Origin of the sequence: Pricia mediterranea (genome assembly GCF_032248455.1) — a bacterium.
GTDB lineage: Bacteria > Bacteroidota > Bacteroidia > Flavobacteriales > Flavobacteriaceae > Pricia > Pricia mediterranea.
Genome location: NZ_JAVTTP010000001.1, coordinates 3792077 through 3815977 on the forward strand (window position 1 = coordinate 3792077; position 23901 = coordinate 3815977).

The window sequence follows — 23901 nt, forward strand, 5'->3', positions numbered from 1 at the left end:
CAAGTTATGAAATTTAAGCATATAGTATCGATTGCGGCTCTTGCCCTAGGTCTACACGCCTGTAGCGATGATTATCTGGATAAGGAACCATTGTCCGAGATTACGGCAGAAAACTTCTTCAATACCGAAGCCGATTTGAAACTCTACACCAATGGGTTCTACAGAATGTTTCCCAGCATCTCGATTTATGACGGGGAATCGCTTACGGATAATATCATCGAGAATGAATTAAGTGATGAGATGAGGGGCGCCCGTTTGGTACCAACTTCCGGAGGCGGTTGGGATTGGGCATATTTAAGGGATATCAACTTTTTTCTTCAGGAGTATGAAAAATCCGAAGATGCAAATGCCAAGGCGCATTACGGGGGCGTCGCCCGTTTTTTCAGGGCGTACTTCTACTTCGATAAGTTGCAACGTTTCGGTGCCCTTCCTTGGTACGATGAGCCTATCGACCCCACAGATACCGAGGCTTTGACAAAGCCAAGGGATTCAAGGCAATTTGTCGTCGATAAAATTCTGGAAGATCTTGATTGGGCAATCGAAAACTTGAGAGCCGAACAGAATGTGTACGAGATAACGAAATATACGGCATTGGCCTTAAAGTCGAGGGTAGGGCTTTACGAAGGTACGTTTGAAAAATACAGGGGTATGGAAGGATATGAAAAATACTTGAACGCCTCTGTTGCGGCCTCCGAAGAATTGATCGAGAATTCGCCCTACGTTATTTATAGCAGCGGTAGCCCCAACGATGATTACAGAAACCTGTTCAATTCACATGATGCTCTAGCTGATGAAATAATTCTCGCCCGGGCTTATTCGGAAACGCTTAACATTGGGCACAACGTAAACTATTACACCACCACCAGTTCGTATGGTAGGCCAGGAATGCCAAAAGATCTTGTGGACAGTTATTTGAACGCGGATGGATCGCGGTTTACCGATCAAGCTAATTTTGATCAAATTTCCTTTACTGAGGAAGTGGCGGACCGTGATCCGCGACTTTCCCAAACGATCAGAACCCCCGGTTATACCCGTAAAGGGGAAGCGATCGAACGTGCACCTAATTTAGGGGCAACGGTTACCGGGTACCAAATCATTAAATATGTTACAGAGCCTGTTTATGATACCAATGGGCAGTCTATTACCGATCTGCCGTTGTTCAGGTTCGGGGAAACTCTGTTGAACTATGCCGAGGCAAAGGCGGAACTTGGCACTTTGACCCAAGAAGATCTCGATAAATCAATAAACCTGTTGAGAGCACGCGTAAATATGCCCGGTTTAATGCTGGATGAGGCCAATAGTAATCCTGATTCCTTCATTGCGGATCAATACGTTGGGGTAGCGGGTGCCAATGAGGGAATAATCCTTGAAATTCGGAGGGAGAGGCGTATCGAGTTATATATGGAAAATTTCCGGTGGGACGATATTGTCCGTTGGAAGTCTGGCGAAACATTGACCCAGCCTATTCGCGGCCTATATTTTTCTGGACCCGGGGAATACGATCTTACGGGTGACGGTGAAATTAACGTGGTTTTATATGAAGGCGAACGACCGGACAATGTAATTACCGGGATCCAGTATTATAAATTGGGATCCGATACATATTTAGACGACCAAGGCTTGATAATGCCCCATCCCGATTATGAAAACCGGACCTTTAATGAAAACAAAGATTATCTTTATCCCATTCCAAGGGTTGAACTACAGCTAAATCCGAATTTGGAACAAAATCCAGGATGGCAATGAAAAGTCTAATTTGTATAGCTATTTTCCTGAGCGGTATGGTGGGATTCGCCCAAAACAGCGGAGAAGAGCTGATTGTTATGTCCTTTAATATCAGATATAACAATCCGGATGACGGAGTCAATATTTGGGAAAATAGAAAAGAGTGGGCGGCGAAAAGTATCCGGTTCTTTGAAGCCGATTTGGTAGGGGCTCAGGAAGTCACCTATCCCCAATTGCAGGATATGGAAGCTTTATTGCCTACCTATGCCCATATTGGTGTAGGTAGGGAAGGGGGCAACAAGGGCGAATTCACCCCTATCTTTTATAAAAAAGACCGTTTTGAGCTTTTGGAGCACAGTACATTTTGGCTCTCGGAAACTCCCCAAGATGTCGGTTCAAAAGGATGGGATGCCGCCTTACCGCGAATCCTAACCTGGGCCAAATTCAAGGACAAAAACGGTGACAGGGTGTTCTATTTTTTTAACACCCACTTTGATCATAAGGGTACGATAGCACGGGACAAAAGCGCAGTACTAATTGCCAAAGAAATTAACCGCATTGCTGGTGAACATGCGACAATTCTGACCGGTGATTTTAATACTCCGCCCGGTTCCACGCCATACACGGCATTAATCGAATACGCTCTGATTGATACCGCATCGGACTTGGATGAAGAAAAGAAGTTCGGTACGGAATATACTACCAATGGCTGGGATATTGAAGCAGGGGATGAGCGAAAAAGAATCGACTACGTTTTTTACAAGGGAAACCAGATTTCCCCCCTTAGCTACCACGTGCTTGACGGGCAGCGTGGTGCACGGTTTATCTCGGACCATTTTCCCTTATTGGTCGATTTTGTGTTTGATACCAAGGACTAATTTTCGCCTACTAGTGTCGCTGTTGACAAGAAGTTGGAACACTTAAATTCAGGAAATGAAATACATATACCTAATCCTAGTTCTCGGTTTCCTGGGGCCTGCTACTTTAACCGGACTTTCAACGTGTTCGGGCCCTAATGAAGACGCCGACGTATCCGATAGTATACCCGCTCAAATCTTACCGCTACGGGTGATGGCCTACAACATCCATCATGCGAATCCCCCCTCCCGGCCCGATTCCATCGATATCGCCGCCATCGTGCGTACTATTAGGGCACAGGATCCCGATTTGATCGCCTTGCAGGAAATCGATGCGGATACGGAAAGGTCCGGCCCGGGGAACCAGGCAAGAATTATAGCGGACAGCCTCGGCATGCAGGTATTCTTTGGGAAATCCATCGATTTCGGGGGCGGGGAGTACGGGGTCGCGGTACTTTCCAAGTTTCCCATCTCTGAAGAAACGGTGCATAGGCTTCCCACCATACCTGAAACCAAGGGAGAAAAACGGGTTTTGGCAACCGTAAAAGTGACCTTGGCCCAAGACCGGCATATACGGTTCGCAAGCACCCATCTCGATTCCCAAAAAGAGGATACCAATCGCTTGTTGCAGATTAAGGAAATAGGTCGGATCGCCTCGAAAGAATCCTTGCCCCTAATAATCGCGGGCGACTTCAACGCCTCCCCCGGTTCCGAGGTCATCGACATCCTAGATCAAAATTTTAAGAGAACCTGCGATGACTGCGAGCCCACCATCCCAGTAGACCATCCTGAAAAGGCTATCGATTTTATTGTCTTTCATCCAAAAAAAGCTTTTAAAGTGCTAAAGCATAAGGTCGTTGATGAAACTTATGCTTCCGACCATCTTCCGATCGTTGCCGACCTGGAGGTTCAAAGGTAAAAGCTGAATATGGGTGATATTTTGGTGATGGGGAACCCTCGTTCATCCCGAAATGGAAAAAACTCTGAAAACGCTGTGAGTAGGTTTTTATAAGCACAACGATTTAAGCTTTGTTCTTTCGCTACCACTTCCAATCCAATTCCCTTGAGAACGGAACCTTTTGCTGTACGGCGAGTTTTTCAAGTTCAGTTGCGACAGCGGTGTTATTCACTTCGTTCTTAGGAATGATCAGCTGCATTCCAGTTTTGAATACTAGAAAATAGTGGCTGCCTATTTCCACTATTTTTTCGAGCGCGGTATAATTGATTTTTGATTCGCCGGTACTACCGGTAATCTCCAATTGATTTTCGTTGAACGAAAGATGGATTTCCTTTCCGAAATTATTTTTGTAGATATCCCTGACCGACTTGCGATATGTCTGTTTCAATCGGTGTTTATGGAAAAAGGGAAAGGCAACGATGCAAAGAAGGGCGACCGCAGTAAAGAAATAAACCGTGAAGGTGTCGGCGTACATGTATAGCAGTATGTCGATAACTATGAACGCTATGATGGCGGCCAACCAAGCTTTTTTCCGCATTTTTTTGGCATCGGGATTGGTGCTGAAGTAATAGAGCTGTTGTTGTAAATAATCTTCTTCGATTAAGGTGTAGCTTAAGTCCATTGGGTTGGTTATTAGGATGTCTGAAGGTGGTGTTTCTCTATTTGGTTTATTTTTATGTACTTTAAATGTTTTAAGCGAAAGCTACGAAATTAAATGGATGTCATACCTTATCCGGACATCAGTGCTTAAAATTGGATACCGGACCGGTAGAATCTAGCAACCTAAACAGATGAAGCGAAGAAATTTTATAGAAAGCCTGACCCTGGCCAGCGGAATTTTTGCTGCGCCCCCGATGTTTGCCAACCGCCTTAGCCAAGATGCTCACGAAAAAACGATTCGTTCGCAGGCATCCGACACGATATCGGTGGACCTTATCATCGCCGGAGGCGGATTGGGCGGTTGCGCCGCTGCCCTTGCCGCACTTAGAAACGGACTGACCGTAGTGATGACGGAGGAGACCGATTGGATCGGGGGACAGCTGACCCAACAAGGGGTGCCGCCGGACGAGCATCCTTGGATCGAGAGCCATGGGGCGACCGAACTATATCGAACGCTACGAAAGGGTATTCGCGAATACTATCGACAGCACTATCCCTTGCGTGACCAGGTGGCCGCCGACCCGCATTTCAATCCCGGTGGGGCCTCGGTATCCCGCTTGGCCCACGAACCTCGGGTGGCCCTGGCGGTATTGGAAGCACTTTTTGCACCCTATGTCAGTTCAGGGAAGTTGCTGTTATTAAAAGAATACAGGGCCATTTCCGCCGACACTAGAGGGAACAAGATTCTGGCCCTGCAGGTAAGGTCCCCTAAAACGGGTACGACAAAGACCTTAAAAGGCCACTATTTTGTTGATGCCACGGAACTGGGCGACCTGCTCCCTATGACCGAGACAGCTTACGTGACCGGGGCGGAATCCAGACCCCAGACCGGTGAACTGCATGCTGCGGATGCCCATGAGCCCGAAAATAACCAATCCTTTACCCATTGTTTTGCGATCGATTACGCTAAGGGGGAGGATTGGACCATCCCCCGGCCGGACCAGTATTCGTTTTGGCGGGGCTACAAACCCGATCTGGATCCGCCCTGGCCCGGAAAATTATTGGAACTGAACTACTCCAATCCCAGAACCCTGCAGCCCAAAGCATTGGGTTTTCATCCCGAGGGAAATGCCATGGGAGATATCCTGAACCTTTGGAACTATAGGCGGATTATCGATAAGAACAATTTCGCACCGGAAACCTACCAAAGCGACATCACAATAGTCAACTACCCCCAGAACGATTATTTTTTTGGGAATATCGTCGATGTAAGTCCGAAAGCCCTGGAAACGCATTTTGAAAATGGCAGGCAACTGAGCCTTTCGCTATTGTACTGGCTTCAGACCGAGGCCCCGCGGCCGGACGGCGGAAGGGGATGGCCGGGCCTCCGATTGCGGGGGGACATCATGGGTACGGAAGGCGGAGACGGACTGGCCAAATATCCGTACATCCGGGAATCACGGCGGATCAAGGCACTGTTTACGGTCAAGGAACAGCATGTGGGCAAGGAACAGCGGGCAAAGATTACCGGCCTGCAAGGCGACGAACTCGTGGCCGAAACCTTCGACGACAGCGTGGGGATCGGGTACTATCATATCGATCTGCATCCCAGTTCGGGAGGTGACAATTACATCGATTTCGGATCGCTGCCCTTCCAGATTCCCCTGGGAGCATTAATCCCAAGGAAAATGGAAAATCTTTTTCCAGCCAATAAGAACATCGGTACTACCCACCTGACCAACGGCTGTTACCGGCTGCATCCCGTGGAATGGAGTATCGGCGAGGCGGTGGGTATGCTCGTTCCTTTCTTGATGGAAAAGGGAATCGCCCCGCAGCAGGCGTATAAAGATCGGGCGCTAATACAGGAATTCCAAAAGCTGGTCCGTCAGCAAGGCATCGAGACAGAGTGGCCGGCGCAAAACTAAATTGCCCGGTAGATGCTTTAGCCCAATTGTACGGATGGTACGATTATCTGTATAACCGGTATCCCCGCCTCCAAAAAAATATCCGACATTTGCCATATCATGAAGTTATAGGAATTATGTACGTCATAGATGTCCTCTCGTTTTGGCGCAAGAGGTGACCCACCACGGTTTAAATGCGGGAGGGTCCATCCCATGGCATCCGCTTCACTTTTTAAACATAATTCCCGACATCATGCCTCATCTAAGCAGAATCACGTTTCGGCGTTTTTTCCATTATTTTTTTCTCGCCCTTTCCGGAAAGGAAACCGAGTTCACGGGCGGCAGCATTCGCAAGGCCATCTTTTTACTCTCCGTGCCCATGATCTTAGAAATGATGATGGAGTCCATTTTCGCCATTGTCGACATTGCCTACGTATCGCAGGTCAGCGTCAATGCGGTGGCCACTATCGGCCTGACCGAATCCGTTGTTACCTTGGTGTATGCTGTGGCTATCGGCCTAAGTATGGCCGCTACGGCCGTCGTCGCCCGCAGAGTCGGGGAAAGAGACGTTCAGGGCGCGCGGGAGGCAGCCGTACAGGCCATCGCCTTGGGCATAATGGTCGCCATGCCGGTAGGCGTTTTCGGATTTCTATATGCCAAGGATATCTTGGCCTTAATGGGTGCGGAACCCGATTTGATAGCCGAAGGCTACGGATATACCCAATGGCTCATCGGGGGGAATATCACTATACTTTTGCTTTTTTTGATCAATGCCATTTTCCGCGGGGCAGGGGATGCCGCAATCGCTATGTGGACCTTGGTGCTTTCAAACGGACTCAATATTATCCTGGACCCGATCTTTATCTTCGGATGGGGCCCCATCCCCGAGTACGGGGTCACGGGTGCCGCCATGGCCACCAATATCGGCAGGGGTACTGCTGTAATTTTTCAGTTGACCGTACTCTTTTTCGGATGGAGCCGGATCAAGATCGGTATCCGCGATCTGACATTCCGGTTCCAGGTGATGCTTAACCTGATCAGGGTTTCCCTTGGGGGCATCGCACAATTCTTGATCGGTACGTCGAGCTGGTTGTTTCTGATGAGGATCATGTCCGAGTTCGGAAGCGAGGTGCTGGCAGGATATACCATCGCCATCCGGGTTATGCTGTTTACCTTGATGCCCTCTTGGGGCATGAGCAACGCCGCCGCAACCTTGGTCGGGCAAAACCTGGGGGCCCAAAAACCACGACGGGCGGAAACTTCGGTCTGGAAAACAGGAAAGTACAATGCCCTTTTTATGGGGGCGGTTTCCATAGGTTACCTGTTGTTTGCCCATGAAATCGTCGGATGGTTCACTTCGAATCCCGTGGTAACGGCGAACGGGGGCCTGTGCCTGCAGATAATTGCCTTGGGTTATGTATTCTATGCCTACGGTATGGTGGTCACCCAAGCCTTCAACGGGGCAGGGGATACCGGTACCCCGACCAAGATCAATTTTGTGGCTTTTTGGCTATTTCAGTTGCCTTTTGCCTATTTGGCGGCTATTACTTTTGACCTTGGGGCGATGGGGGTCTTCATCGCGATCACCTCCGCCGAAACCTTATTGGCCATCATAGCGATCATCTGGTTCAAAAAAGGAAATTGGAAAAGGGTGAGGATATAGGTTTTGCATCCGCAATTTTGACCGGTACGACCCTACCAAGGCGGAAGATATTCCATACCTTTGATTTTTACCAAAATAGATAAGCATGACCCGGAACAAAAAAGGCCTCAATACCATCTGTGCCCACACGGGCGAAGTGAAGGACGAACAATTCAAAGGCGCTGTGTCTCCCTTGTACATGAGCACCTCCTACGCCTTCGAGGATGTCGATATCAAACGGTATCCCCGCTATTTCAATACCCCAAATCAAGAATCCCTCAGTAAAAAAATTGCCGCCCTCGAGCATACGGAGGCGGGATTGATTTTCGGAAGTGGCATGGCAGCGATAAGTACTTCCCTGTTGGCATTTTTAGAGGCGGGGGACCATATCGTACTGCAGCAGACCCTTTACGGGGGCACATATAACCTGATTACAGAGGAATTTCATAAGTACGGTATCGAATATTCGTTTACTGAAGGATGGGCTGCCGATGATTTTGAGGCTAAGGTTCAAGAGAACACCAAGGTGATATATATCGAGACCCCTTCCAATCCCTTGTTGACCATCACGGATTTGGACGCGGTCGCAAAGCTGTCAAAAAAACACGGTCTAGTATCCATGATCGATAACACCTTTGCCAGTCCCGTTAACCAGAATCCCGTTGATTTTGGCATCGACGTGGTTATTCATAGTGCCACCAAATACATGGGTGGACATTCCGATATATGTGCGGGGGCGGTGGCCTCCACGAAGGAAAACATCAAAAGGATTCATTCCCTCGCAAAGAATTTTGGAGGCAGTCTTAGCGATTATACCGTTTGGCTCTTGGAACGGAGTATGAAGACCATGGGCATCCGGGTCAGGGCCCAGAACGAAAATGCCCAACGGATGGCGGAATTTCTAGACGGACATGACGATATCGCGGCGGTGTACTATCCTGGGCTACCAGACCACCCGGGACACGAAACGGCCAAGACACAGATGGCAGGTTTCGGAGGGATGCTCTCCTTCGAACTGCTGGAAGGCCTGGATGCTTCCCGATTTCAAAAATCCCTACAGCTTATTAAACCCTCGATGAGTTTGGCGGGTGTGGAAAGTACCGTGCTTTCGCCGTCCCAAACCTCGCATGCCCTGTTAGGGGCCGAGGAACGGGAGCGGCAGGGTATTAAGGACGGTTTGATTCGATTTTCTGTAGGAATCGAGGAGCCGGAGGACCTGATTGCCGATATCGAGCAAGCGCTTGAAAAAGTAAAAAGCGTGGTCGGCACGGTCTAATTGGGTACCGGTCAAAAATACGCTACCCCGATGCAAGCGTACGAGTGATCAAACCGTCCGACGGCGGACAGGTTTCCGTTTCGCACATGGAATAGACGAACACCTATCGGATTGGCATTGAAACAAAAGCAAAATTAGAAATGAAATTAGATATACTAGTATTCGGCTCCCACCCCGATGACGCCGAGTTGGGCGCAGGCGCAACGATTGCCAAAGAAATCGCCAACGGAAAGAAAGTGGGAATCGTCGATTTGACCCTAGGGGAATTGGGCACCCGGGGGTCGGCCGAAATTCGGGCGAAGGAGGCGACGGATTCCGCAAACATTTTGGGGCTTTCGGTACGCGAAAATTTGGAGTTTGCCGATGGTTTTTTTGTCAATGACAAGGAGCATCAATTGGGCGTCATCCGGATGCTGAGAAAGTATCGCCCCGAAACCGTGCTCTGCAATGCCATCGACGATCGTCATGTCGATCATGGCAGGGGCAGTAAATTGGTCAGTGATGCCTGTTACCTAAGCGGACTGGTGAAAATCGATACCAAATTCGACGGGGACGATAAGTGGCAAGAGCCTTGGAGGCCCAAAAACGTGTACCACTATATCCAATGGAAAAATCTCCAACCGGATTTCGTAGTAGATGTTACTGGCTATATCGAGAAGAAAACCGAAGCGATTTTGGCCTATTCTTCCCAATTCCACGACCCGAGAAGTAAGGAACCTGAAACACCGATTACCAGCAGAAATTTTTTAGACAGCGTCAAGTACCGGGCGCGCGACCTCGGAAGACTGGTTGGGGTGGAGTACGCTGAAGGTTTTACCGTCGAACGTCTTGTTGCCGTCGATCGTTTGGGGGCTTTGAAGTGATATGTGTATCGCAGCCGCAACAAGCCATCCCAGCCCCAACCGGTAACTGCTACAGCAACTGCCCACCATAGCTGCAGCTGCCCACCGCCACCCTTGCCAAAAGGCTTCCAATGGTAATATTGTAACGAATAGAAAAGGTGCTTCTGCGTACTATCGTTTTTCCGCTATGCATATAGTTTAGAATATAATTTAGGGTAACAATTTGAATACAGGTCTCAATCTTCCGTTCGTCCGATAAACTTGGCTTCGGTATCGATATTGCCGTCCCTTGAATTGTGTTGGCTGATAAAACTGTCGGCACCGCTTTTGTGCGTACCGTATTCATCCTGTTCTAGGCTCCTCGGTCTGATGACGTACATGCCGCCGAATTCTTTTTCAGGATTCAGCTTACCGGGTTTCTGGACTAAGAATACCACGTCGTTGCGGCCGCCATGGGTCACCGGTATTTTGTAGACCTCCAAGTTGGCCCCCATACTGCCATGACGTTTTATCTTGATGGTATCGCCCATGGGCATGTAGAGCTCGATAAAATAGTAACCGGCCGAGTAGGAAATGGGGTTGAACCAGCCCCCGTCTTCGCTGTCCGTCTCCTCATAATCGACCACGTTCATAAAACTGGTGTCGCGATTGTATTCGTTCACGGTGAAATCGGGGCAGATGTCGCGGAGTTTTCCTATACGGACGTCTTGGTTTTCTTTTGCTGGGTATCGTTTGTTGAAATCTTTTGGGGTCTCTTCAAAGGGTTCTCTAAGCGAATACCATTTATCATTTATCTTGAAAAGATAAAATGAAATATCGATATGTACGTAACTCGCCTTATCATATAGTATCTGGAACATTTCAAACCATTTTTCGTAATCATTTTCCGGCCATTCATAATCGTAGAGATCTTTAATAGGTTTATCCGTGAACGGGTCGATGTAAAAGTGTTTCGTTTTATCGCCGTTTATAATCCAATTGGAGTAGTAATCAAAACCCTTCATCGTACCATCTTTTAAGGGTGTATGCGACTCATAAGTATCAAGGATGTTACCTAGGTAATCAATTTTGAGACTTTCGTAAGTTGTATTTTCTTTAACTGCACTTTTATACAATGATTTAGTAACGATTACATTTTGCACAGTATCAAATTGCACGTATGTTGCCTTATTTTGCTTAGGAATTATCGCTGCTACCTCATAATTTACCGTCCCATCGTGGATATGCAGTTCTTGGTACGCTTTATTTTTCATATTACAACTTGTAGTTAATGTGGTGAGAAAAATAAATGAAACAATTTTTTTCATCTTTTGGTCTTATCCGGTTCGTAGTACAATCGTTCTATTTCGATTTTAGTATTTTTCTCAATGTAAGCCTCAATTACGTCATGTATATATGATGTATTTACTATTGATGTTGTCACTAATTTATCTGAATTTTGTTTTACGTATTCCATGTCTTTCTTTCTTTTTACTTCAGGTGACAACTTTTCCGCTTCTTCGGGATCGGAATCATACTCTACCCGATAAAATTTGCCTTCCCCCGCCTTGGCAATGCGTTTAGCGATGCTCCCAGTGCCCAGCCCATCGTGGGGCATATCGGAGATTAGTTTGCCGTGGTTGATTAGCGACACCGGCGCGAAGTGGGCGTACAGGCAGGCCTGTTGCAACGAGGCGTATTTTAGCAGCATGTCTTCATAGGCATCCGTGACGATATTGTAAGCCTTTTTGTATTGCTTCTCCCATTCCGTCCGGTCGTCGGCAAACGGATTTTTTTCGTCAATCCATTGGCTTATTCTTCGATATCTATCGGCTACGACATTCGTATATCGATAGGTTTCCCCAAATGTTGCCTTAAATTTAGCCTTTTGAATTTTATATTCCTCAAAGGCATCCGCCCAATACAATGCAACGCTCTCGAAATCTCCCCATTCCTCGCCCTCTTTTTTTAATTTTTCATCGGCATCCTTTTTTAGATGGTCGAATTCGAAACGCCGGTTCGCGAGATGGGTTGACAGTACCAGATAGCCGCCCTGTAGCGTGGAAACTATCTTTTTTCCGGAGCGTTCAAAATCGTCGGGGGCCGTGTATTCCGCACAGAAGAGCGATTCGTCTATAGCGGGGTTGCAGGCGCTCTGAACATCAGGAATGTCGCCGTCCCTTGTTACCAGATCACCGCGGTCATTCGCAAAGGTGAACTGTACACATCTTTCGGTGTAGGCCTCCCATCCGTTCAGAATCTCCTTGAGATGTTCATAGATTCCCCTTTCGTGCCGTACCTTATTGTGTTCGGGATTGAAGACGTCGGCAAGGCCGTTCAGGAACTTCAGACTGTGGGCTTCTTTTTCACCCCCGATATTGGGGAATGTTCTGTCCACTTCATAGTAATCGACTTTTCTGTCCAAAAAATCCCTGTATTGACGCCCGGTCAAATTTTGTGGCTGGTGTGTGCCCAGAAAAATGATGTTCAGGGCTATGCTGTCCCACTTCATCTCCAGCGCATAGTACATGATACCGATGGAGACCCCGGCACCGACGGCCGCCCCATGGCTATGTGCCACGATGGTGACCGGTCTATAGGCGGGCGTGAAGCTCTTGAAAGCCTCGGCGCCACTGTCGAAAATATCTGAATCGGACGCCCAAATGCCCCAGTTGCCCTTTGCCCAAAGATAGCCTAGGGCGATGCCATGATCGATTCTGTGCGCGGCATTTGACCCAAGGCCATGCGAACCGTTGATATAATGGTCGTTGCGATAGGCGTTGAAATATCGGGCGTACATATCGGCTCCCTCATATTGATTGGCTTTTTGGTTTCAGTAACCCCAAAATTTTTCGACGCCATTGTTGAAACTGAACGGTGTTGACAATTTTTTCCGGTTGAGTGCTTTTTCAATATCCTCTTCCGTTCTTTCATTGTCAGGAAGTTCGTTTTCAAGTTGCTTATTGGTAAAAATATCATTTTCGTCCGCCCGATTTCTTTCGTTCACGCTCTCACCTTGCTTGTAGTGTTCATGATCGGCGTTATCGGGATCGATATCGAGTATTGAATTTTGCAAGGTCTGTTCCGTGTTTTCGGGAACGTCGCTGTGAAAACCGTTGACGAAGATAACCTCGCCTTCCAGTTTTGGCAGTGCGCCCTCGATTTCGATTTCTTCCTCGCCTGTCGAGACCAAATTTTGGTTGGGGTCCAGCACCGTAATCGTTCCGCCTTGGGCACATTGGATCCGGGAATCGTCCGTGATAAGATCGTCAGCGTCCATACCGGTTTTCTTGCCAGGCATTTGCCAATCCTGCAAGGCGGGAGAACAGGGCGGGTTGGGCGATTTGCAGGTACAGCTCCCGAAAAACGGTGGTTTTAGAAGCTTATCTTTTGCAGTGGCCTGTAGTTTGCCCTGTACCTCTAATTTTTGCTGGGAAATTACCGTAAGCTTTCCGGGGGATGTACCCAAGGTGCATTGAAGCTTGGCGCCCTCCACCAGATAGAATCTTTCCATAGTCTTTATTTTCCGTATGAAACTTTGGTGGCACTCTGTAAGGATACCTTTCCTTGTCCTTCCAACAACATTTTACCTTTACTGGTTTGCATGACCAAATCTCCCGAGACCTGTTCCAGGGTCTGCCCGACACTAATTTTTTTTGACTCCGATATATTTTCCTCAGTTATTTTGGCGGTGGTTTCGGATTTGCCCTTTATCGCTTCCCGCATGTCATTGCCGACCTCGACCTCCATATTCTCCTGAACATTAAAGCGCAGGTTCTTCGCGTTGAACTCCATATCGCCCTGTGAGGTAAAGACCATTTTGCCTTCCGCGGAGTTGATATGGATGCTGTTGCCAGCTTTGTCGTTTATGGTAATCATTTCCCCACCGTCGGTATCGTTGAGTTCGATGGTATTGCCGCTGCGGGTGCGGATGGCCTTGATATTGTTACGGTCGTCCGCGAAACCGCTCTTGGCCTTGGCGTTAAATCCGCTTCCGATGACGTAGGGCTTTTCGGGGTTGCCGCCCTCGAAGCCTACCAGCACCTCTTCGCCTTTTTCAGGAACGAAGTAGAAACCGCGGCCATTACCGGCGTAGGGGATCGAGGTCTTGATCCATGGCGTGGAGGTCGATATCCCCCGTTGCCATTCGAACTGTACCTTGACCCGACCAAGGCCCTCGGGGTCGGTATTGTCGAGTACCCGGCCACGCTGGTCGGGGCAGAAAGAGGACTCAAAACCGTTGGAATACGGGGGGTGGGGGCTGTCCGCGGGGATGGCCTCGAAGTGGTTTTGATATTGACCGCTATGGTCGAAGCTGTGTATGATTTTTACAATATCGTAGTTGCCAAAGCTGTGCTTTTTCGTGGGATCCGTAAAATCGAGGCCCTCAAGGCTTAGGATATCGGCAACCCTGAGGTTCGAGATTTCGGAAACACCCGTGGCGGCAACCATCCCGGTGCTTCCGCCCAGTACTGTCACCTCGTTGGCAGTATCCATGTCCCTCTGATGGCTGTATCCATCCTGGCCGGTGCTGTAGTCGTAAATCCCGTTTTTAGTGAAGACGAAATCGGATTCCCTTTTTACCTGATTGAAATAGGGGTGATAGGATTTCGGTCGGAACGAAGACGAGGGGGTCTCGAAAAGGTCGTCAAGCACCCAGTCACGACCGCTTACATGCGGCCCCTTCGAGCGAAGGTTCGTGGAGAGATTAAAGGCGGTTACATCGGTTCCATAGATAGCCGGTATCTTCTTATTGCCTTTGCGGCCTATACAGAATTCCCTCCCGTTGTGATAGAGCCACAGGCCGTAACGCCGGCAGAGCCGTTGTAAGAAATTAAGGTCGCTCTCGTTATATTGTACGGTATAGGGCAGTACGATGTCGTTACCCGCGCCCATGAGTGGCTTTAGAATCTCGGAGGAATGACCTTCAAGGATAGATTTCGCCACATACGAGAGTGGCGTGCCCTCTCCGTAACTAAGGCATTGCACCGAATTGGCCAAAAGCACGGAGGGCCCGTGGCCGGATATGATCAAGGTACCCGCCGCACCGGTCCCCTTCTGCAGATCGATCGAGGTGACAAGCCCGGTGTACTCCATGGCGTCGGCATCAAGACGGATTGACATGCGCTTGCCAATGAATTCGATCGCGTTCTCCATCAGCGCGCCGGCATAGGTCTCGGTGGCACTGGCCGAAAAGGAGATGCTGAATGCGCTGTGTCCGCCTGCGGACATCTCGACCCTAGCGCTATAGCCGTGCTTCGATAGAAAGTCGTCGCCGTTCAAATTGAGCTGTGGGAACACTAGTTTTGGCATGTATAAATCGATTAAACGAGGTTATTGGTAAAAGGGCAATAGTATTTATCGCGGGTCAAGCCTTATATCCAATCCCTAGAACCTACAAAAGTGAACGACATGATTCCAGGTTTCTTGTGTCTTGGCCATTGAAATCAACCTGTTTTCCGATACAGCTTCTTTGCCTTCGGAACCGTAAAATGAAAGGTACTTCCCTTGCGCAGCAGGCTCTCTACCCAAATTTTTCCCCTGTTGTTTTCGACCATCTCCTTGCACAATGAAAGTCCGAGTCCGGTCCCTTTTTCATTGTTTGTACCATAGGTAGTATGGTTCGCGTTCATGGCGAAGATTTTTGCAATGGTCTGTTCGTCCATGCCTATCCCGGTATCGCGTATGGATACTTGCCAGTATTCCTTGTTCTCCTGAGCTGAGATAGTCACCAGTCCGTTTTCCGGGGTAAATTTCAAGGCGTTGCTGATAAGGTTTCTGATGACAATTTCAATTTGATCGCTGTCGGACCAGACCATTGTATTGGAAGGTATTTGGCTTACCAGTTTGATGGATTTATTTTCGGCGATTTCCGACAACAAGTTTATATTATCCTTGACCATGGAGCCCAAGCCGACGACCGAGGGATTGGTCGTCGCCCCGTTCATTTGGGTATGGCCCCAAGTGAGCAGATTGTTTAAGGTAAAAGAGATATGGTCGATATCGTTCCGCAGCTTGGGCATGAATTCCATAAATTCGTCTTGCCCGATATCTCCATCCTTGAAAAGTTTTAGAAGACCTTGAAAGGCTCCGATCGGCCCCCTAAGGTCGTGGCCTATGATAGAGAAGAGTTTATCTTTTGTTCTGTTCATCTCGCGCAGCTCGTCCTGTGTTTTTTCCAAGGTCACGGTTTTATCTTTAAGCTTAGCAAAAAGACGCCTCTGAATGCGTTCGCTTCGGCGCAGCAAAAATGTACCCATTGCGAATATGATGAGAATGGCGAGGGAAGCGTACACATAGTTTCTCTGTTCTGCCAACTGCTTATTATTCTGGGCTATAAGTCTTTCTTTTTGTTTTTCGTGCTGAACCTTGGTCTTAAGCAGGGTAAGGCTTTTTTTATTTTCGTTGCGGGACAGGGTATCAGACAATTTTTGATATAGCTCAAGATACTTTAGCGAGGTGGCGTAGTTTCTTTTATTTTTTTGAATCTTGTATAAGGTTTTGGCACATTTCTGTTTGCCTTCCATAAATTGAATCTTGTTCGAGATTTCGAAAGCTTCTAGCGCATACCGCTCCGAGTTGTCATCCTGCTTTAGGCCGAAATAGGCCTCGGCCATACCGTTGAGCATATCGATTCGCCCTCTTTCATCGTCAAGATTCAGGTGTAGCTCCTCGCATTTCTTATACCAGTGGATGGCCCATTTGAACTTTTTCTTCTTGAGGTAGGTCTTGCCTTTGACCTCATAGGCAAAGGCAAGCCAGTCCATTATTTTATGTTTTTCGAATATCGTAATACTGCTGTTGGCGTTGAACATGGCATAGTCTAGCTGACCGATATCGGCATATAGCGAAGCCATATTGCTCATTGTCTCGGCGGAGTATATTTCGTTGCCGATGTCTTCGTTTATCTTTTTTACCTGGTTGTAGAATTCTAAGGCCTGATTGTAATCTTTTTGGGAGACATATAGATTGGCGATATTTTCGTTCATGATCGATAGCATCAGACAATCGCCGTAAGCTTTGGCCAGGTCGATGCCCTCTAGGTAACCTATTAGGGCCTTGGCATAGTCGCCCTCATAGGCAAATTCCCCTGCGAGACTGTTCTGTGCATCTAAAATCAACTTTTGGTGTTCGATTTTTCGACTTAGTTGTAGGGCCTTTTCATAATAGAATACGCCTTCGGTATGATGGCCCCTATCGGAGTGATAGTCACCGAGGCCTAGCAGCGCACGACCTTCCCCAACTGCGTAATTTGCTTTTTTACTGAGCTGTAGTGCCTGTTGTGATAGCTGTAATAGACTGTCGCTTTGGTAAAATCGCAATTTCCGTCCCAGTGCGTTGATGAGATCGATATACACCGTATCCTTCATTTGGATTGCCGATGGCTGATCAAAGGCTTGAAGCCGCTCCGTCAAACTGTCCTTAATACTAACCTGTGCCTGGATTTGATTTACGAACAGAACGACCATTCCAAAAAGAAAGAAGCACTTCTTTAGAACGAAAAACATTGTCAAAAAAGAAGCTTTGACAGTAAGCATGAATTAGGATGATTTAAGGCTTGACCAAATTACCGTATCGGACCGAGTATCCGTAATTTATGTTGTGAAACCCCAAATTTTGTGTGTTATCTCAAGAAGGATGTATTTGGTAGGATGTTTTTAAGGAAAGCAACTGACGGGTCAAAGAATAATATTACTTACTTGGGATGGGCCACGCCCCGTTAGGATGAAGCATCGGGACAAAGCAGTCTTACCTCGATCGATCGGGAAAGTGCTGCTTTTGCCCGGTAGGATGAATCTCATGGTAAACCAGTGAAACAGATTTCCAGTTGCCGTCCGCAGGGTGCATTTTTCAGGCGGGCGGGAATACATCTTTCGGGCAAACGCTCGGTAAAGGCTTGTCCACCTATTCATGGATCAAAATTGGGGCAAAAAAAAAGCCCTGTCGGTGATGACAAGGCTTAATCCAAGGGTGGAAGACCGGTTTCGAACCGGCGACCTCTTGAACCACAATCAAGCGCTCTAACCAGCTGAGCTACAACCACCATTTTACAAATATACTACGTATCCCCGTACTAAAGCTGTTTCCTCCTACAGTAGCAACGACACTGCTTCATAACGGATCGCAAAGTTAATTTTTTTTGCGAGATCTTTCAAACTAAAACCAAGGTTATTTTTTAAAATGCTTTATCGACAACCAACGTTTGGGTACGGTTGGCTATTTCCCAAGCGGTGTAAAAAATAAGCCTGGTCCGATTTTCCAGCAGGTCGTAATTAATTTTTTCGACCGTATCACTGGGTTTATGGTAATCGGCGTGCGTTCCGTTAAAATAAAATATGATGGGGATGTCGTTCTTGGCGAAATTATAGTGATCGCTCCGGTAGTAAAATCGGTTCGGATCGTTTTCGTCGTTGTACGTATAATCCAATTCGATATGGGTATACTTGTCGTTCACCGCTTCGGATAGATCGTGCAGGTCGGTGCTCAATTTGTCCGATCCTATCAAATAAAGGTAATTGCGGTCGCCTTCGTATTTAGGGTCGATGCGACCGATCATATCTATGTTGAGGTTTGCGACCGTATTTTCCAACGGAAATATCGGATCGATATCCGTATAGTAGCGCGAACCCAAAAGCCCTTTTTCTTCCCCGGTTACATGAAGAAAGACAATGGCCCTATTGGGCCCCTGCCCGGCATCGGCGGCTTTTTTAAAGGCTTCAGCGATTTCCAACATGGCGACCGTGCCCGAACCGTCGTCGTCTGCCCCGTTATTGATCTGCCCGTCGGCAGTGATGCCGATATGATCTAGATGGGAGGAAATCACCAGATATTCATCCGGTTTTTCCGTGCCTTTGATAATGGCAACGACGTTTTCAGAATCCACTTCTTCATTTTCGCTTTGAATGTCGAGACTTAGCTTTACCGGTAGCGTTTCGGGGGTATCGTTTGCCTCAATTTCGGGCAGCATGGCCTTGGCCAGGGTGGCATCGACAAAGAAATTGGCAAATTCTGTATCGTTGTCGTCCGCCAATTGCATTCTACCGCTTCCATTGTTCTTCATATAATCGAAACGATTTTTAAAGCGGCCAAAGTTCTGCTCATCGTAGTAAAAAACTGCCGATGCGCCCTTATCGGATGCCAGTTCCATACGTTTTGCGATGGATTCTGACATATTGCTCCAAATCGATTTTTCATCGGAGCCGGATATGATGTATGATCCATCCTCGTTTTTAGGCTCACCCCCTTTGATCAAGATGGCTTTCCCCTTGACATCCAGTCCCTTGTAATCCGAATAATCGTCCTCTTCAATTCCATAGCCTGCATATACGACATTGTTATAGGTGCCTTGGGCCTTCGCAAAAGTAAGCAAGTGGGCACCCAGGTAAAACTCCTCTCCATTGACGGTCACAGAACCAGTGGGCAATTGCGCGAGTTCTAAAGGTACCTTCTGAAAGTAGTTTCCGTTTCCCTTTGCTGCGGGGATGTCCATTTGCTCGTATTCGGCCTTGAGGTACTCCACCGCCTTTTTTTGGCCTGGTTCCCCGGTTTCCCTACCCTCGAATTCATCGGAGGCGTAGATGTATAGATGATCCTTTAGTTCCGATTCGGTTATCGTTTCGGCATAGGGTGTAGGATCGGGCGTCTGATCCAAGCTGGTGGTTCCAGTGGACTCCGAAGCCGTTTGTGTAGAATTGCAGGCCATGGCCAGTCCCAGCACCAAGAATGCGATGTTTTTCATGTCAGTACAATTTGTATTGCGTAAACGGCAAAAATAGGAAAAACAAGGAGATAAATCCCCGTGGGATTATTCGTATAATTAACAAGGTTGGCATTGGTGCACGTCCGGCCCCTCGAAAACCGATTGCATGTACTTCATGGCACCTGAACTGTAAAGGCCGTGGAGGCATTAAAATACGATGGTCGAAAGAACCTCCACGTGTTGCGGGGCTTTGGATCGGGCCCCGCTGGTTCGCTACCCTTAGGTGGGTTCAGGGCTTGTTCTAGGCGTTTAAAAACCAGTTATATGAGAATTTTTCAAATCAGCCGTTAAATTTGGAAGGGGTGCTTCCCTTTAACTTTTTGAACTGGCGGTTGAAATTCGATATGGATGAAAAACCGGATTGCTCCGAAATTTCCAGTACGGAACGATTTCCATTTTTCAATAACAACTGGCAGGCGTGTTCGATGCGCAGCTCGATCAAAAATTGGAAATAGGTTTTGTTGGTACGCTGTTTAAAAAAACGGCAGAAGGCGTTCGGGGTCATATGCACCAGGCCGGCGGTCTCTTTCAGGCTAATATCCTTTTGAAAATTGTTGATCGTGTATTCTAAGATCAGCTTCATTCGCTCCCCTTCACGAATGCCGATTTCCTTGGGGTATGAAAATTGGGTCAAGGCTTTTTTCTCGCAGGTACAGAGTTTTTTTAGCAATAGCAAAAAATGTGTCAAGCGTTCCAATCGATCGGATTCCAAGATCCGAAGCATTAATTTTTCCACCTCCTCGTTTTCCGTCGGGCGGAACCCTTCTTTGACCATATTAAAAAAGGGCAGTACCTCTTCGAGATCCTTAAGTTCAAAAAAACCTTTCCCAAAAGTTCTTTCCGTAAAGAACAATGAAATCATATGCACCCCGCCGGGCGCCGGCTCGTGGTTAAAAAAATGTGGACAGTTAGGGGCGATGGCAAAAAAATCCCCGGGTACAAACGGGTGTATGCTATCGCCGACAATCAATTTGCCCTTACCCCGAACGATCAGGCTCAATTGCACTTCTTCATGTTGGTGCAGTTGGTCGTAGAATTGGGGCACCCGGTCTTCCTGTACGATCAGGGTCTCCCGCGGGGACTTGGGAATCTTAAAAGGAAGAACTTTCATTTGAGCAAATATACATCCCATATAATTGAAATCGTCCTAAAATTGGATAATATAGTCTCGACTATTGATAACATCCGATTAAAAATAATGTGGATTTCTGGTTATTTTTGAACCAGCATCCGAACTCTAAATGTGCTAGGACCAGAATTTCGAGGATTCAGGAGATCATAATCGACCTCCGAATCCGAAACCCGTTGTACCCCTTGTCTATCCCATAATCCGTAACCGTTAACCCATAACGAGCAACACCGAGCGATTCCGATAACACGCAACTCATAACGCATAACTCCCTAATCATAACTTCTAACCTTAAATCCGTAACGCTAAATCCTTCAATCCCAATACCGTAATCCATGACCACTGCCGTTATCCTTAATCCGTACCCCATAGCCTCATGGCCACAACCCATAAATACCTAATGCTAACTACTATAAAACAATAAGACATGAAATTCGAATGGAAAGGGGTAATGCCCGCTATTACCACAAAATTTACGGATGACGATACGTTAGATATGAAGATGTTCGCGAAGAATATCAACGCGCAGCTCGATGCGGGGGTGCACGGAATCGTTTTAGGGGGATCTCTTGGGGAGGCCAGCACCTTGACCTCGGACGAAAAAGTCGAACTCATAAAGGAGACGGCTCGGCTTGTCGATAAAAAAATTCCCGTAATCATGACGGTCGCCGAACAGGCCACCACCGTTGCTGTCTCTGAGGCGCAAAAAGCCCAGGAAAGCGGGGCGGACGGCTTGATGGTCTTGCCCCCGATGCGGTACCGGTCCACCGACCATGAAACCGTAGAATTTTTTAAGGAAATTGCGAAGAGTGTTGATTTGCCCGTCATGATCTACAATAATCCGGTGGACTATAAGATCGAGGTGACCGGGGATATGTTCGAAGAGCTTTTGAAATTGGACAATGTTCAGGCGGTTAAGGAATCGACACGGGACGTGATTAACATCGGAAGGTTGCAAAATCGTTTCGGTCACCGGCTCAAGGTGCTGACCGGGGTAGATCCCCTCGCGCTCGAAAGCCTGCTATTGGGAGCCGACGGATGGGTAGCGGGACTGGTCTGCGCTTTTCCCGCAGAAACCGTGGCAATCTATGAACTGGCCAAGGCCGGATACGTGAAGGAGGCCACGGCCATCTACCGCTGGTTTCTGCCCTTGTTGGAGCTGGATATCGTTCCGCAATTGGTACAGAATATCAAACTGGCGGAAGTGGCTACTGGAATCGGTACGGAAAATGTTAGAAAACCTCGGATGGATTTACAGGGGGATGAGCGGGAAAGGGTGTTAAAGGTAATCGATGATTCCCTCAAGACCCGTCCCACATTACCGGATTACAAGAATTTGGACCCGATTAGAGGCACGGCCTCTGCTTAGGGAATGAGCCCTTGAAAGGCTATGAGAATAAGTTAATGTCTGTTCGAGCGCAGTCGAGAACTTCGGCCCGCCCGCTTGTTCAGGTCTCGACTGCGCTCGACCTGACAAACCTCGACTGCGCCTCTCTCCGTCCACATCGAGAGGCTCGAACGGAGAAACCTAGTTGATTTCATGATTCAAGCCATAGATTTCCTTCTCAAATCTTAAACCATTCTTAACAGCATTTTTACCCCGCTTCCTTTATCTTAGCGAGGAACCCAAAAACAAAAACAGCATATGATCACCGGCAAAAACTATATCGGAAAAGAATTGTCCGCCAAAGGCAGTGACACCTACAGCACTTTTGACCCCAAACTGAACCTAAAGACGGATTGGACGTTCCACGAGGCGACCAAGGAAGAAATCGATGCCGCGGCCGATAAGGCGCAAGAGGCCTTTCAACGCTACAAGAGCTTTTCCGGCGAGAAAAAAGCGGAATTTTTGGTCGCTATCGCCGAAGAGATCGAGGCTCTGGGCGACCCGCTTATCGACACGTATATCAGGGAATCGGGATTGCCAGAGGGTCGCGCCAAAGGCGAACGCGGACGGACTATGGGCCAGTTAAGGGCCTTTGCCGATTTACTCCGGGAAGGGTCTTGGGTGGAGGCGACCATCGATACGGCACAACCGGAACGGGAGCCGATGCCGAAGGTAGATCTCCGTAAAATGCTAGTGCCGATCGGTCCCATAGCGGTGTTTGGCGCCAGTAATTTTCCCTTTGCTTTTTCTACCGCAGGCGGCGATACTGCCAGTGCCCTTGCAGCCGGCTGTCCCGTTATCGTAAAAAGCCATCCACTACATTCGGGTACTGGCGAACTGATTTCCTCTGCCATTATCAAGGCCGCGGAGCGCACGGGAATGCCCGATGGGGTGTTTTCAAACTTGAACAGCAGCGGTATCGAGGTCGGTCAAAGATTGGTCATGCATCCTAAAGTAAAGGGGGTAGGGTTTACCGGTAGCATCAAGGGCGGCACCGCACTTTATCAACTGGCCAACGAACGGGACGAACCCATTCCCGTTTTTGCCGAGATGGGCAGTATCAATCCCGTGGTCGCATTGCCATCCGCCCTGATGGACAAGGGCGACGATTGGGCTAAGCAATACGCGGGGTCCATCATGCTGGGAGGGGGACAGTTTTGTACCAATCCAGGATTGATATTGGGGATGGAAAGTCACTCTTTAGACCGTTTTGTAGATACTTTGGGAAAGGAAATCGAACAATTGGAACCGACCTGTATGTTGCATCCCGACATCCACCGTAATTATGAAAAGGGAAAGCAGGAACTTTCGGGGGAGCAGGGCACCCATGTGGTGGCCGATTATGAGTCTGAAGTGGCTCCCAATGTGGCCCAACAAAAAGTGCTTGCGGTCAAGGGTTCCGATTTTCTGCAAAATACGAAATTGCACCAAGAAGTGTTCGGACCATTTTCTATCGTGGTCCGATGTAAAGATGCGGGGGAGTTGGAGAAAGTCCTGAACAAATTGGAGGGGCAATTGACCGGTACCATTCTCGGCAGTGCCGACGAAGTTGTGAAACACGATACTGTTGTCGATGCGCTTCGGTCCAAGGTCGGCCGTATCATTTTTAATGGGGTCCCGACGGGGGTCGAAGTCTGTCCCGCGATGCAGCATGGTGGACCTTTTCCCGCTTCCACCGACAGCCGGTTCACCTCGGTGGGCACTTCCGCGGCCAGACGTTGGGTGCGTCCCGTGGCCTTTCAGAACTGGCCCGCAGCTTCGTTGCCCGACGCACTCAAGGACGCGAATCCCTTAGGCATTTCCAGGATCGTTGATGGACAACATACCGATGCGAAAATCTAA

Annotated in this window: 17 protein-coding genes and 1 tRNA gene; 9 read left to right on the plus strand and 9 right to left on the minus strand. The window is 48.1% G+C overall.

Annotated features, from left to right (window positions below; genetic code table 11):
* Positions 1 to 6 precede the first annotated feature (6 nt).
* From RQM65_RS15715 to RQM65_RS15725, 3 genes are read left to right on the plus strand one after another with little or no spacing between them, the layout of a single operon-like run.
* Complete coding sequence (locus RQM65_RS15715) at positions 7 to 1746, plus strand: RagB/SusD family nutrient uptake outer membrane protein (RefSeq protein ID WP_314016370.1); 1740 nt, start codon at positions 7 to 9, stop codon at positions 1744 to 1746.
* A complete protein-coding gene (locus RQM65_RS15720; protein WP_314016371.1) occupies positions 1743 to 2603 on the plus strand; it encodes an endonuclease/exonuclease/phosphatase family protein in 861 nt (286 codons plus the stop codon). Before RQM65_RS15715 ends, RQM65_RS15720 begins: the two co-directional genes overlap by 4 nt.
* Positions 2604 to 2658: 55 nt before the next feature.
* Positions 2659 to 3501: an endonuclease/exonuclease/phosphatase family protein gene (locus tag RQM65_RS15725; RefSeq protein ID WP_314016372.1), complete on the plus strand. Its 843-nt coding sequence runs from the start codon at positions 2659 to 2661 to the stop codon at positions 3499 to 3501.
* A 121-nt stretch (positions 3502 to 3622) separates the two neighbouring features.
* Here RQM65_RS15725 and RQM65_RS15730 read toward each other — a convergent pair whose 3' ends face one another.
* Positions 3623 to 4162, minus strand: coding sequence for a YcxB family protein (locus RQM65_RS15730; protein WP_314016373.1), 540 nt, complete (start codon positions 4160 to 4162; stop codon positions 3623 to 3625).
* A 169-nt stretch (positions 4163 to 4331) separates the two neighbouring features.
* Between RQM65_RS15730 and RQM65_RS15735 the strand changes: the two genes are divergently transcribed.
* From RQM65_RS15735 to bshB1, 4 genes are all read left to right on the plus strand, one after another.
* Positions 4332 to 6065 (plus strand): FAD-dependent oxidoreductase, encoded by a 1734-nt coding sequence (locus tag RQM65_RS15735; RefSeq protein ID WP_314016374.1) that lies wholly within the window; start codon positions 4332 to 4334, stop codon positions 6063 to 6065.
* A 232-nt stretch (positions 6066 to 6297) separates the two neighbouring features.
* Positions 6298 to 7707, plus strand: coding sequence for an MATE family efflux transporter (locus RQM65_RS15740; protein ID WP_314016375.1), 1410 nt, complete (start codon positions 6298 to 6300; stop codon positions 7705 to 7707).
* Between the two features lie 85 nt (positions 7708 to 7792).
* A complete protein-coding gene (locus RQM65_RS15745; protein ID WP_314016376.1) occupies positions 7793 to 8962 on the plus strand; it encodes a trans-sulfuration enzyme family protein in 1170 nt (389 codons plus the stop codon).
* A 140-nt stretch (positions 8963 to 9102) separates the two neighbouring features.
* Positions 9103 to 9825 (plus strand): bacillithiol biosynthesis deacetylase BshB1, encoded by a 723-nt coding sequence (gene bshB1, locus RQM65_RS15750; protein ID WP_314016377.1) that lies wholly within the window; start codon positions 9103 to 9105, stop codon positions 9823 to 9825.
* Between the two features lie 215 nt (positions 9826 to 10040).
* Here the strand turns inward: bshB1 and RQM65_RS15755 are convergent, their stop codons facing one another.
* From RQM65_RS15755 to RQM65_RS15790, 8 genes are all read right to left on the minus strand, one after another.
* Positions 10041 to 10808 carry a hypothetical protein gene (locus tag RQM65_RS15755; RefSeq protein ID WP_314016378.1) on the minus strand — a complete coding sequence of 256 codons (768 nt, stop codon included), beginning with the start codon at positions 10806 to 10808 and terminating at the stop codon, positions 10041 to 10043.
* Between the two features lie 299 nt (positions 10809 to 11107).
* Positions 11108 to 12583, minus strand: a complete 1476-nt coding sequence (locus tag RQM65_RS15760; protein WP_314016379.1) for a hypothetical protein — start codon at positions 12581 to 12583, stop codon at positions 11108 to 11110.
* Between the two features lie 33 nt (positions 12584 to 12616).
* A complete protein-coding gene (locus RQM65_RS15765) occupies positions 12617 to 13297 on the minus strand; it encodes a DUF4280 domain-containing protein (protein WP_314016380.1) in 681 nt (226 codons plus the stop codon).
* Between the two features lie 5 nt (positions 13298 to 13302).
* Entirely contained in the window at positions 13303 to 15096 is a 1794-nt protein-coding gene (locus RQM65_RS15770; RefSeq protein WP_314016381.1) for a type VI secretion system Vgr family protein, read from the minus strand.
* Positions 15097 to 15230: 134 nt separating this feature from the next.
* The gene (locus tag RQM65_RS15775) at positions 15231 to 17291 is read right to left on the minus strand and encodes a tetratricopeptide repeat-containing sensor histidine kinase (protein WP_314016382.1); all 2061 of its coding nucleotides are present in this window, start codon (positions 17289 to 17291) and stop codon (positions 15231 to 15233) included.
* A gap of 461 nt (positions 17292 to 17752) precedes the next feature.
* Positions 17753 to 17828: transfer RNA gene (locus RQM65_RS15780), tRNA-His, on the minus strand.
* A 131-nt stretch (positions 17829 to 17959) separates the two neighbouring features.
* Positions 17960 to 19522: a M28 family peptidase gene (locus RQM65_RS15785; RefSeq protein ID WP_314016383.1), complete on the minus strand. Its 1563-nt coding sequence runs from the start codon at positions 19520 to 19522 to the stop codon at positions 17960 to 17962.
* Between the two features lie 301 nt (positions 19523 to 19823).
* On the minus strand, positions 19824 to 20654 hold the full coding sequence (locus RQM65_RS15790) for a helix-turn-helix domain-containing protein (protein WP_314016384.1): 831 nt from the start codon (positions 20652 to 20654) through the stop codon (positions 19824 to 19826).
* Positions 20655 to 21099: 445 nt separating this feature from the next.
* Between RQM65_RS15790 and RQM65_RS15795 the strand changes: the two genes are divergently transcribed.
* Both RQM65_RS15795 and RQM65_RS15800 read left to right on the plus strand, forming a co-directional pair.
* A complete protein-coding gene (locus RQM65_RS15795) occupies positions 21100 to 22041 on the plus strand; it encodes a dihydrodipicolinate synthase family protein (protein WP_314016385.1) in 942 nt (313 codons plus the stop codon).
* A gap of 276 nt (positions 22042 to 22317) precedes the next feature.
* Entirely contained in the window at positions 22318 to 23901 is a 1584-nt protein-coding gene (locus RQM65_RS15800) for an aldehyde dehydrogenase (NADP(+)) (protein WP_314016386.1), read from the plus strand.

Coding starts and splice junctions, on each gene's coding strand:
- RQM65_RS15715 (WP_314016370.1), top strand. CDS start 7: ATGAAATTTAAGCATATAGTATCGATTGCGGCTCTTGCCCTAGGTCTA.
- RQM65_RS15720 (WP_314016371.1), top strand. CDS start 1,743: ATGAAAAGTCTAATTTGTATAGCTATTTTCCTGAGCGGTATGGTGGGA.
- RQM65_RS15725 (WP_314016372.1), top strand. CDS start 2,659: ATGAAATACATATACCTAATCCTAGTTCTCGGTTTCCTGGGGCCTGCT.
- RQM65_RS15730 (WP_314016373.1), bottom strand. CDS start 4,162: ATGGACTTAAGCTACACCTTAATCGAAGAAGATTATTTACAACAACAG.
- RQM65_RS15735 (WP_314016374.1), top strand. CDS start 4,332: ATGAAGCGAAGAAATTTTATAGAAAGCCTGACCCTGGCCAGCGGAATT.
- RQM65_RS15740 (WP_314016375.1), top strand. CDS start 6,298: ATGCCTCATCTAAGCAGAATCACGTTTCGGCGTTTTTTCCATTATTTT.
- RQM65_RS15745 (WP_314016376.1), top strand. CDS start 7,793: ATGACCCGGAACAAAAAAGGCCTCAATACCATCTGTGCCCACACGGGC.
- bshB1 (WP_314016377.1), top strand. CDS start 9,103: ATGAAATTAGATATACTAGTATTCGGCTCCCACCCCGATGACGCCGAG.
- RQM65_RS15755 (WP_314016378.1), bottom strand. CDS start 10,808: ATGAAGGGTTTTGATTACTACTCCAATTGGATTATAAACGGCGATAAA.
- RQM65_RS15760 (WP_314016379.1), bottom strand. CDS start 12,583: ATGTACGCCCGATATTTCAACGCCTATCGCAACGACCATTATATCAAC.
- RQM65_RS15765 (WP_314016380.1), bottom strand. CDS start 13,297: ATGGAAAGATTCTATCTGGTGGAGGGCGCCAAGCTTCAATGCACCTTG.
- RQM65_RS15770 (WP_314016381.1), bottom strand. CDS start 15,096: ATGCCAAAACTAGTGTTCCCACAGCTCAATTTGAACGGCGACGACTTT.
- RQM65_RS15775 (WP_314016382.1), bottom strand. CDS start 17,291: ATGTTTTTCGTTCTAAAGAAGTGCTTCTTTCTTTTTGGAATGGTCGTT.
- RQM65_RS15785 (WP_314016383.1), bottom strand. CDS start 19,522: ATGAAAAACATCGCATTCTTGGTGCTGGGACTGGCCATGGCCTGCAAT.
- RQM65_RS15790 (WP_314016384.1), bottom strand. CDS start 20,654: ATGAAAGTTCTTCCTTTTAAGATTCCCAAGTCCCCGCGGGAGACCCTG.
- RQM65_RS15795 (WP_314016385.1), top strand. CDS start 21,100: ATGAAATTCGAATGGAAAGGGGTAATGCCCGCTATTACCACAAAATTT.
- RQM65_RS15800 (WP_314016386.1), top strand. CDS start 22,318: ATGATCACCGGCAAAAACTATATCGGAAAAGAATTGTCCGCCAAAGGC.